Annotated in this window: 7 protein-coding genes; 1 reads left to right on the forward strand and 6 read right to left on the reverse strand. The window is 73.7% G+C overall.

Annotated features, from left to right (window positions below; translation table 11 throughout):
• Positions 1 to 121 precede the first annotated feature (121 nt).
• From pabB to OIM89_RS29275, 6 genes are all read right to left on the reverse strand, one after another.
• Positions 122 to 2293, reverse strand: coding sequence for an aminodeoxychorismate synthase component I (gene pabB / locus OIM89_RS29250; protein ID WP_047470959.1), 2172 nt, complete (start codon positions 2291 to 2293; stop codon positions 122 to 124).
• Positions 2294 to 2489: 196 nt separating this feature from the next.
• Entirely contained in the window at positions 2490 to 3260 is a 771-nt protein-coding gene (locus tag OIM89_RS29255; RefSeq protein ID WP_047470958.1) for a thioesterase II family protein, read from the reverse strand.
• A gap of 114 nt (positions 3261 to 3374) precedes the next feature.
• Positions 3375 to 3569, reverse strand: a complete 195-nt coding sequence (locus OIM89_RS29260; protein ID WP_008414609.1) for a ferredoxin — start codon at positions 3567 to 3569, stop codon at positions 3375 to 3377.
• A 46-nt stretch (positions 3570 to 3615) separates the two neighbouring features.
• Positions 3616 to 4797: a cytochrome P450 gene (locus OIM89_RS29265; protein WP_030696808.1), complete on the reverse strand. Its 1182-nt coding sequence runs from the start codon at positions 4795 to 4797 to the stop codon at positions 3616 to 3618.
• Between the two features lie 82 nt (positions 4798 to 4879).
• On the reverse strand, positions 4880 to 5938 hold the full coding sequence (locus OIM89_RS29270) for a DegT/DnrJ/EryC1/StrS family aminotransferase (RefSeq protein WP_030696809.1): 1059 nt from the start codon (positions 5936 to 5938) through the stop codon (positions 4880 to 4882).
• A gap of 54 nt (positions 5939 to 5992) precedes the next feature.
• Entirely contained in the window at positions 5993 to 7369 is a 1377-nt protein-coding gene (locus OIM89_RS29275; protein WP_047470956.1) for a glycosyltransferase, read from the reverse strand.
• Between the two features lie 313 nt (positions 7370 to 7682).
• Between OIM89_RS29275 and OIM89_RS29280 the strand changes: the two genes are divergently transcribed.
• The gene (locus OIM89_RS29280) at positions 7683 to 10595 is read left to right on the forward strand and encodes a helix-turn-helix transcriptional regulator (RefSeq protein ID WP_217467649.1); all 2913 of its coding nucleotides are present in this window, start codon (positions 7683 to 7685) and stop codon (positions 10593 to 10595) included.
• Positions 10596 to 10608: the final 13 nt, after the last annotated feature.

Genomic DNA, 10608 nt, shown 5'->3' on the forward strand with positions numbered 1-10608 from the left:
CCGTCGGGGGGAAACGGTTCCAGGCTCTTGCCACGCGGCCCGTGTTTTCCCTAGAGATGCGGCCGGTGCCGGCCGCGCGGGGCCCCGGCGGCCCGCCGGGCCGCCGGGAAACCCCGTGAGGTCACCGGGGCAGGACGAGGTCCTTGGAAGCACCCGCGTCCGAGCCGTCGTCCGGTTCCCCGCCGAGATCCTTGCCGGGAGCCTCACGGCCCGGGAACGCGGTGTCGAGGAGACGCAGCAGCGGGGCGGCCTTGACCGCCGTCTCCTCGAACTCGTCGGCCGGGTCGGAGAGCGCGATGACGGCGCCGCCGACGCCGTAGCGCAGCCTGCCGCCGCTGAGCACCACCGTGCGGATCACGATGGACAGGTCCACCGCGCCGGTGAGGGAGAAGTAGCCGATGGCGCCCGAGTAGACACCGCGCGGCCCGCCTTCCAGCCGGTCGATGATCTGCATGGTGCGGATCTTCGGCGCCCCGGTCATCGACCCGCCGGGGAAGGCCGCCCGGACCGCCGCCACCGGGCTGCTGTCCCCGCGCAGTTGCGCCGTGACGGTACTGACCAGCTGGTGGACGGTCGCGTAGGTCTCGACCTGGAACACCGGGTCGGCGACGACCGAGCCGACCTCGGCGCACCGCCCCAGGTCGTGGCGGACCAGGTCGACGATCATCAGGTTCTCGGCGCGGTCCTTCTCGCAGGTGGCCAGGGCGCGTACGAGCGCGGCGTCCTCCTGCGGGGTGGCACCGCGCGGCCGCGTGCCCTTGATCGGCTTGGACTCCATCCGCCCGTGCCGGTCGATGCGCAGGAACCGCTCCGGGGAGCTGCTGAGCACGGCCATGGGACCGAAGTCCAGGAACGCGGCGAACGGGGCGGGGCTCACCCGGCGCAGCGCGCGGTAGGCCGCCCACGGGGTGAGGTCGGTGTCCGCCTCGGCCATGTTGGTCAGGCAGACCTCGTAGGTCTCCCCGGCGGCTATCTCCTGCTGGCAGACGTCGATCAGCTTCAGGTAGCCGTCCCGGTCGTGGCGCAGCTCCACCGGCCCCGTGGTGCAGACGGGCGCCTCGGGGCACGGTTCGGGCTCCCGCCCGGCGACGGCGTCCAGGGTGGCGGAGGCCGCCGCGAGCCAGGCGCGCGCCCCGGCCTCGGCATCGTCCTCCACCAGTGCCAACAGGTACGTGGTGCGGGTGCGGTGGTCCAGCACCAGGGCCCGGTCGGCGAAGACCAGCACGGCGTCAGGATCGGGCGAGCGGTGCGCGGCGTCGCCGTCGCACTCGGCCTTCAACTCGTAGCCCAGACAGCCGACCCAGCCGAGCGCGAACGCGAAGGGAAGTCCGGGCACCTCCGTGCGCAGCCCCGCCAGGTCGTTCTCCAGCCAGGTCAGGAAGGCGCTCTCGACCGTGCTGCTCACGCCGTTGGCGGTCACCGTGACCGTCCCGGCGTGCACGTCGGCCCTGGCGGTCCGGGCGAGAGGGCCCGAGGCGTCGCCCATCACGGAGAGCTGTCCCAGCTCGCCCCCGGGGCGGCTGCTGTCGAGCCAGAAGGGGTGGTCACCGGTGCGGAACAGCGAGTCGAAGGCGACCTCGGCGTCCCAGCGGGTGGGCAGCGACTCGGCGATCACCCGGAGCCGCCGTGGCGTCCCGGTGGTGGCCGTCGTCTCCCGGGCGGGCGCGCAGGGCGGGAGCGTGCCGCCTCCGGCCCGGCCGCCGCGGCGTGTTCGCCCGTGCCGCTCGGTGAGGTCGCGGAAGTTGGCCAGCAGCCGGTGGCCGTCCTGGGTGCCGATCGACTCGGGGTGGAACTGCACCCCCCACAGCGGCAGCGTGCGGTGGCGCAGCGCCATCAGCACCCCGTCCGCCGACCAGGCGGTGGCCTCCAGCTCCGGCGGCAGTTCCGTCACCGCGAGGGAGTGGTACCGCACCACCTCCAGCGGCTGCGGCAGCCCCTCGAAGAGCCCGGTGCCGTCGTGCCGTACCGCCGAGGTACGGCCGTGACGGGGCTCGGGGGCCCGCCCCACCCGGGCGCCGTGGGCGAGCGCCATGCCCTGGTGGCCCAGGCAGACGCCGAGCACCGGCAGCCGGCCCTCCTCGGCGATCCGGGCGCAGAGGCCGAAGTCGGCCGGGCGGTGCGGGGTGCCCGGCCCGGGGGAGAGCACGACGTTGTCGAACGCGTCGAGCAGACCCGGTCGCCAGGCCGGGTCGTCGTTGCGGATGACCTCGGGTTCCCGGCCGTTGGCCCGGGACAGGTAGTGGAAGAGGTTGTAGGTGAACGAGTCGTAGTTGTCGACGAGAAGGGTGCGCATCTGTCCTTGTCCCTCAGGCGCGTGAGCGGAAAGTGACGGGGGAGGCGGTCGGACGGGATCGCCGTCCGGGCCTGTGCGGGCTCTCCGGTGGTGCGGACGACATCCGCCGCGTACGCGTGTGCGCAGTCGGCGGTGCGTCGGTCACGGCTCCAGCGCCTGCCCGGCCGGCGGTTCCGCCGCCGGCCGGGCCGGACGCTCAGGCGGTCGGGGCGGCCCGGTCGGGGTGGAGGGCCTGGGCGATCTCCGCGTTGACCGCGTCGAGGTGCTGGGTGAGGAAGAAGTGCCCGCCCCCGAAGACCCGCAGCCGGAACGGCCCGGTGGTGTGGTCGCGCCACCGCTCGGCCTCCTCGACGGTGGTCAGCGGGTCGTCCTCACCCGTCAGCACGGTCAGCCCGCAGGCCAGCCGGCGGTCCGGAGGGCAGGTGTAGGTCTCGATGGCGCGGTAGTCGCCGCGCAGCGCGGGCAGCGCCATGCGGAGGATCTCCTCGTCGCCGAGGACCCCGGCCGCCGTGCCGTTCAGCCGCCTCATCTCCGCGACGATCCCGTCGTCGTCCCTCGTGTGGACCCGTTCGGCGCGGGTGGTCGAGGGGGCGCGTCGGCCGGAGGCGATGACGGTGCGCGGCCCGGCGCCCTTCTGCTCCAGCCGCCACGCCGTCTCGAAGGCGAGCGCGGCCCCCATGCTGTGCCCGAAGAAGACGGTGGGCCGCTCGTCCAGCGGGAGCAGTTGCTCGGTGATCAGGTCGGCCAGCGTGCCGAGGTCCGGGACACAGGGCTCCTTGCGGCGGTCCTGCCGACCCGGGTACTGGAGCGAGACGACCTCGGCGCCCGGCGCGAAGCGCGCCGAGACCGGGTGGTAGAAGCTGGCGGAGCCGCCGGCGTGCGGGAAGCACACCAGCCGTACCGCGTCGGCGCCGGCCGGGTGGTACCGCCGCAGCCAGCGGGCCGCGGTGTCGTCAGCGGTGGTCACGGGGGAGTCCCTTCGATGGTTCTGTCGCCGGTCGGTGTTCCGCCGGCGGCGGGTCCGCGGGTGCGACGGCCGGGCCGGACGGTGCACCGGTGCCGGCCTTCGCGCCCGGCTGGTTCAGTCCTCCTGGAGGACGACCGAGGCCGACGGGCACAGATCGCCCGCCGTGCGGACCGCCTCGTGGTCCCGCTCGTCGGGCTCCGCGCGGAGCAGGACCACGACGCCGTCGTCGTCCTGGTCGAAGACCTCCGGCGCGTTCAGGACGCACTGGCCCGCTCCTACGCACTGCTCGCTGTCGACGGTGACACGCATGATCGTTGGCTCCTCGGTGGATGGGGGGTCCGTCGGCGACGCCCGGCTACCAGCGCACCGGCAGCTCGTGCAGCCCGAACAGGATCCCGTCGTACTTGTAGGCGAGCTGGTCCTCGGGCACGGCCAGCCGCAGCGTCGGGATGCGCTCGAAGAGCTTGCGGTAGGCGATCTCCATCTCGACCCGGACCAGGTTCTGGCCCAGGCACTGGTGGACGCCGTAGCCGAACGCCACGTGACGGCGCTCCGTGCGCTCCGGGTTGAAGGCGTGCGGACAGCCGAACGCCTCGGTGTCGTGGTTGGCGGAGGCGAGCAGCGGCACGATGCCCTCGCCCTTGCGGATGGTCTGGCCGGCGATCTCCACGTCGTCCACGGCCACCCGCAGCGCCACCATGTCGGCCACCGAGTGCAGGCGCAGCAGCTCCTCCACGAGCCGGTCGTTGCCGATCCACTCCCGGTGCGAGAGCAGCGTGACGACGCCGAGCCCGATGTTGTTCGCCGTGGTCTCGTGGCCCGCGATCAGCAGGAGCAGCAGGACCCCCGACAGCTCCTCGTCCGAGAGCTGGCCGGTCGACAGCAGGCGGCTGATGAGGTCCTCGCCGCGCCACTTCTTCTTGACGACGATGAGCCGGTTGATGTAGCGCAGGAGCTGCCTGGTGGCCTCGGCGCGCTCCTCGTCGGTCGAGGTGCGGATGGCGACCAGCGTGCGGGTGCGGGACTCGAAGAAGTCCCGGTCCGCCGACGGCACGCCCAGCAGCGAGGAGATGACCAGGGACGGCACGGGCAGCGCGAAGTCGTTCACCAGGTCCGCGGTGTTTCCCCCGGCCAGCATCGCGTCGATCCGCTCGTCCACGGTCCGCTCGATCGCCGGCCGCAGCTCACGGACGCGGCGCACGGTGAACTCGGGGATGAGCACCTTGCGGAAACGGTCGTGCTCGGGGGAGTCCAGACCGACGAACCAGCCCGGGATCTGCTCCTGCTTGGGCACCCCCATCGTCTCGCCGACGTTGGGGAAGCCCTCGTTGTCGGGATTCGCGCTGATCCGGGGATGGGTGAGGACCGCGCGCACGTCCTCGTGCCGGGTCACCAGCCAGATCGGCCGGCCGTTCGGCAGGTGCGTCTGGACCAGGCCGTTCTGCTTCCGGTGTTCGGCGTACTGGGACAGCGGCAGCGGCTCCCGGGGCGTGCGCCGTGGGAAGTCGACCACCGTCGGGCCGGGGCTGGTCGTCATGTCCGCTCCTCGTTTCTCGTCCTGCGTCGGCTGTTGCCGCGCCCGGTCGGGCCGGCGGCGGGCGGTCTGCGCGGGCCGTCGGTCAGCCCGCGCGGTAGAAGTCCCGGACGGCGCCGGTGATGTACTCCTGGTCGGCGGCGGTCAGCCCGGTGTGGGTGGGCAGGTACAGCCCGTCCTCGCTGAACCGGTGGGCGTTGAGCGTCGGCCACACCGGGTCGAGGTAGCCGGGCTGGCGGCTCATCGGCTTGAAGAACAGCCGGGTCTCGATGGAGCGTTCGTCCAGGTGGGCGCGGAGTTCCTCGCGGCGCTCGGCACGCAGGTCGTACATCCACAGGACGTCGCGGGCAGGCATCAGGGTGATGCCGGGGATGTCCTTGAGCCCCGCGTCGTAGCGGGCCTCGATCTCCCGGCGGGTGGCGAGGATCTCGTCGAGCCGCTCGGTCTGGGCCAGGGCGACGGCGCCCTGCATGGCCGTCATCCGGTAGTTGTAGGCCAGTTTCTTGTGCAGGAAGCTGTGGTCGCGGGTGAAGGCCATCGCCCGCAGATGGGCCAGCTGTTCGGCGAGCCGGGGGTCGTCGGTGAGGCAGACGCCCCCCTCGCCGGCCGTGATGATCTTGTTGGCGAAGAGCGAGAAGCAGGCGATGTCGCCGACCGGGCGGACCCCGTGCGCCTCCGCCGAGTCCTCCACCACCCGCAGGTTGTACTGCAGGGCGAGGTCCATCACGGCGTCCATGTCGCAGCGCCGGCCGTAGACGTGCACCGGCATGACCGCCCGGGTGCGCGGAGTGATCTTCTCCTCGATGCGGGTGACGTCGATGTTCAGGTCGTCACCGCAGTCCACGAAGACCGGGGTGGCGCCGGTGTAGGTCACCGCCCACGCGGAGGCGACCATCGTGAACTCCGGCACGATCACCTCGTCACCCGGACCGATGTTCAGCGCGCGCAGCGCCAGGGTGAGGGCGGCGGTGCCGGAGGAACAGGCCACACCGTGCGCCACGCCGTTCCACTCGGCGAAGGCGTCCTCGAAACGCCGGACGTACGGTCCCTGGGAGGAGATCCAGCCGCCGGAGACGGCGTCGGATACGTACTCCAGTTCGCGGCCGTCCAGAGCGGGCCGGGAGACGGGATGGGTGAAGGCCATGGGGTCCTCGCTGCTGTCGGTCGATGGGTCAGGCGGCCTCGGGCGCGGCCGCTGTCATGCCGCCGGGAGCAGGCCGGTCACGAGATCGGCGGCGGCCTCACGGCCTCCGGCCGCCCGCTGCAGCGCGCCCAGGCGTTCGGCCTCGGTACGGAAGGAGGGGTCGGAGGTGACCCGGGTCAGCTTGTCCACCACGTCGTCGGGGTCGACGGTGTGCGGCTTGTCCAGGGTCAGGCTGATGCCGAAGTCGCGGCCGCGGACCGCCTGGTCGAAGCAGTCCACCCACAGGGGCCGCACGACCTGCGGCTTACCGAAGTAGACGCCCTCGTGGTAGGCGTTGCCGCCGCCGTGCGAGAAGAAGACGGAGACGTTCGGGTGGGCCAGCACGTCGAGCTGCGAGGGCACCCAGCTCTCCACCCGCAGGTTGTCCGGCAGCGACCCGGCTTCGGGCAGCAGGTGCTGCTGCTCCTTGGGCAGCTTCCACAGGAACTGGTGGGTGCCGGACATCCGCCGGGCCACCTCCACCAGCGCCGCGACCTCCTCGCGGGTGAGGCGGGTGATGGTGCCGAAGCCCATGTAGACCACCGACGACTGCGCGTCGAGCCACCTGGTGACCTCGTCGTCGTCCGGTGCCTCGGGCAGCGGCGGCAGCACGGCGCCCACCAGGCTCACCCGGTCCGGGATGTCGAAGGGATAGTCCAGTTCCGCGACGGAGGAGCACACCACGGCGGCGGCCTCGTCGACCCGGGTCATGGCGTTCGGCGGGGCGATGCCCAGCTCCTTGCGTATCGCGGCGTCCTCCCGCAGCAGCGCCGCCATGTCCGGGTGCAGGAACATGCCGAGCGTCCGCCACTTGAACAGCGTGTTGGCCAGCTTCTGCCGCACCGACATCCGCGCGGGCAGCCCCGAGTTGGGCACCGGGAAGGTCTTGGGGGTGTACGAGGCGCCGAACGGGTTGTGCGAGGTCAGGACGTTGCTGGCGACGAACGGCACGTTCAGCACGTACGGGATGCCCCGGGCCAGGGCCAGGTCGACGCCGAAGCCCGCGACGCAGTCGACGACCATCAGCGCCGGCCGCACCTCGTCGACGACCTGCTCCAGCTCGCGGTACTTGCGCGCCTGGAGCGCGGGCCGGTAGGACTGCCGGACGACCGCGCGGTGGGCCTTGAAGCGGGAGGACTGGGTGACCTCGCGGTACACCTCGTCGTCCCAGGTCACCGCCGACAGTTCGGGGACCACCTCGCCCAGCGAGGCGAACGACACCTTGGAGACGTCCGACAGCGCCTCCACCTCCGCACGCCGGTGCTCGTCGGTGGCGAACCACAGGTCCGGCACACCGCGCCGGGCAAGCTCCCCGGCCAGCACCAGCAACGGGTTGAGCAGCCCGCTCTCGGGGAGGCTGACGAAGAGGATCGGCCGGGCGGCGGAGTCCATGGGAGCCCTTTCACGAAGTGACGGCGACAGTCGCCGCGGCCCGCCGGTCACGCGCGGACGGGCGCGGGGCGGTGGCGGATGCCGCCCGCCGGCCGGGCCGGACAGGGGCGGCCCCGACCGCACCACCACTTGATCTCACGTCCGGCACCGGGGAAATCCTTAGATTCGGCGCCGGGCCGCTGCGCCGGCCACCCGGGTGTGCGTAGATGTGGGTCCGGTGGGGCAGGTGACCGGTCCCGGGGCGCCGCCCCGGGACCGGCCCGGTTCCGCCGGGCCGCCGTCCCTGGCCCCGTCCGACGCGAGGGAAAGCCCCATGCCTCACCGGTCCCGTGCCGTGCCCCCGGCCCCGCCCCTCGTCGGCCGGGCCCACCAGCTCGATGCCCTCGCCCGGCACGCGGACGCCGCCCGCGCGGGCAGACCCCGCCTGGTGCTCCTGGACGGCCCTGCCGGAATCGGCAAGACCGCCCTGCTGCGCGCCGCCCTGGCCGAGGACGGCCCCCTCGCCGGCATGACCACCCTCTACGGCTCCTGCCGCGCCGTCGACGTCGCCACGGGCTACAGCGGGGTCCGCGCCCTGTTCGGCGGACTCGGCCTGACCGGCCGCAAGGGCCGTACCTCCCCGCTCCTCGCCGGCGGCGCCCGGCGCGCGCTGCCCGCCCTGGCCGCCGACCCCGGGGAGCTGGACGCCGATCCCGGCAGCACCTTCTCCGTCCTCCAGGGCCTGTACTGGCTCGCGGCCAACCTCATGGCGGACGGCCCCCTGGTGCTCGTCCTCGACGACGTCCACTGGTGCGACGAGCGGTCCCTGCGCTGGCTCGACTTCCTGCTGCGCCGCGCCGACGGCCTGCCGCTCCTCGTCGTCGCCGCCCACCGCACCGGCACCGGCCTCACCGCTCCCGACGCCCTCGCCGACCTGGTCGCCCACCACCTGCCGGCCTCACTCGGGATCGGCCCGCTGGACACCGCCGAGGTGGCGGAGCTGACCGCTCACTCCTTCCCGGAGCAGGACCCCCTGCCGTCGTTCGTCGGCCGCCTTCTCTCCGTGACCGGCGGCAGCCCGCTGGAGATCGTCCGGCTCCTGCGCGACCTGCGCTCCGCCGGACTGGGCCCCGACGACGCCGGGACGGCACGCCTCGCCCAGGCCGGCGGGAAGGTCGTCGCCGCCTCCGTCCGGGGCGTGCTGGAACACCAACCGGACTGGGTGCGCCAGGTGGCGCGGGCCGTGGCCGTGCTCGGCGACGAGCACCCGACGTACCTGGCCGCCCTCGGCAGGGTCTCCGTCGTCCACGTGGAGGAGGCCGTGGAGATCCTGCGCGACGCCGGGCTGATCCACCCCGGCCGCCTGGAGCTCTCCCACGACCTGGTGCGCGCCGCGGTCCTCGACGCCGTCGGCGCGCCGGGCGTCGCCGTCCTGCGCGGACGCGCGGCCCGGCTCCTCAGCGACGTCGGACGGTCCCCCGAGGAGATCGCCACGCAGCTGCTGCTGGTTCCGGGCACCGCCGACGACTGGGCGGTCTCCGTGCTCCGCGACGCCGCGGCCCAGGCCGAACAGCGCGGCGCCTGTGAGGCCGCCGCCCGCTACCTGGAGCGCGTACGCGAGGCCGAGCCGAAGGACCCCGACGTCCTCTCCCGGCTCGGCAAGGCGCTGGCCGAGACCGACCCGGCCCGCTCGGTGACCCTGCTGCACGAGGCCCACTCCCTGACCGCGGACGTCCGCGCCCGCGCCGCCACGGCGGTTCAGCTGGGCCTGACCTGCCTCGCCGTGCAGCAGTCGCCGGACGGCGCCCGGGTCCTCACCGAGGCGCTGGACGCCCTCGACGCCGAGCTGGGCCCCGAACCCGAACCCGCCGACCGCGAACTGCGCACCCTCACGGAGTCGGCCCTGCTGATCGTGGGCTCCGACGAGAAGGCCACCCTGCCCGACGTCCTGCGCCGGACCTCCTGCCTCACCCCGCAGCCGGGAGACACCCCCGCCCAGCGTCAGCAACTCGCCATGCTGAGCGTGCTCTCCGCCGCCGAGGGCGGGGGAGCGGAGGAGACCGTACGCCGGGCCCGTCGCGCGCTGCGCGCCCCCGGGGTGCCGCTGGGCGTGTGGTCACTGCTGCCCACCTCGCTCGCCCTGTCGCTGGCCGACGAGAACGAGGCCGCCGAGGAGGTTCTGGAGACCGTGCTGCGCGGCAGCGGCGACACCGCCGCGGTCTGGACGTACGTGCTCGCGCTGTCCACCCGGTCGCTGTTCCGCCTGGAGAACGGGGCGGTGCCGGACGCGATGGCCGACGCGCAGACCGCGCTGGAGATCCTCGGCCAGGAACGCTGGGGCGACACCGCCACGATGCCGCACACGGCGTACGCCTCTGTCCTCACCGAGCGGGGTGATCCGGGGCGCGCGCTGGAGGCGCTGGGCGCCATCAAACGCCCCCACCTGGACCGCTTCGTCTGGGAGTACCACTGGTACCTGATGGTGCGGGGCCGGGCGCTGGCCGCCGACGGCGACGTGGACGGAGCCCTGGAGGTCTTCGGGGCCTGCGGCGCGTCGATGGCGGAGGCCGGACTCACCAACCCGGTCCTCGCGCCGTGGTGGCTGGAGACGGCCTGTCTGCTGGGCGAGGCCGGACGCGGCGAGGAGGCGGGGCGGGCCGCCGCACACGGCACCCGGCTCGCCGAACGCTGGGGCACCCGCCGGGCCCTGGGGTACGCCGCGCTCGCCCGGGGCGCGGCGGCGCGCGGCGCGGCGCGTACCGGGGCGCTGCGTGAGGCGGTCGCCCTGCTGGCGGACTCGCCCGCGCGGAGCGGGCACGCCCGCGGCCTGTTGCTGCTGGGACGCGCCCTGGTGGAGGACGGAGCCGTGCGGGAGGGCCGGGAGCATCTGCGGGAGGCCGTCGGGCTGGCCCGGCGGTGCGGGTGCGTCGCCCTCGCCCGGCGCGCCCGCGACGAGCTGATCGCGGCCGGCGGGCGGATGCGCGAGGTCACCGCCTCACCGCTGGACATGCTCACCGGCACCGAACGCACCGTGGCCGGGCTGGTCGCCTCGGGCGCCGGCAACCGCGAAGTGGCGGAGTCCCTCTTCGTCACCGTGCGGACCGTGGAACTCCACCTCACCAGCGTCTACCGGAAACTGGGAGTCGCGCGCCGGGCCGATCTGACCGAGGCCCTGCGCGGGGCCGGCGCCACCGCTCGGCCGGCTGCGGAGAGGCGGCCGGGACATGCGAAGCGGAGAAATCCATAGGAAGAACAGTGGG

The organism is Streptomyces sp. BI87 (assembly GCF_025957665.1).
Classification (GTDB): Bacteria; Actinomycetota; Actinomycetes; order Streptomycetales; family Streptomycetaceae; genus Streptomyces; species Streptomyces albidoflavus.

What these genes read in the sequence shown, in the direction of transcription:
- pabB (WP_047470959.1), bottom strand. Translation starts at nt 2,293, where the DNA reads ATGCGCACCCTTCTCGTCGACAACTACGACTCGTTCACCTACAACCTC.
- OIM89_RS29260 (WP_008414609.1), bottom strand. Translation starts at nt 3,569, where the DNA reads ATGCGTGTCACCGTCGACAGCGAGCAGTGCGTAGGAGCGGGCCAGTGC.
- OIM89_RS29265 (WP_030696808.1), bottom strand. Translation starts at nt 4,797, where the DNA reads ATGACGACCAGCCCCGGCCCGACGGTGGTCGACTTCCCACGGCGCACG.
- OIM89_RS29270 (WP_030696809.1), bottom strand. Translation starts at nt 5,938, where the DNA reads ATGGCCTTCACCCATCCCGTCTCCCGGCCCGCTCTGGACGGCCGCGAA.
- OIM89_RS29275 (WP_047470956.1), bottom strand. Translation starts at nt 7,369, where the DNA reads ATGGACTCCGCCGCCCGGCCGATCCTCTTCGTCAGCCTCCCCGAGAGC.
- OIM89_RS29280 (WP_217467649.1), top strand. Translation starts at nt 7,683, where the DNA reads ATGCCTCACCGGTCCCGTGCCGTGCCCCCGGCCCCGCCCCTCGTCGGC.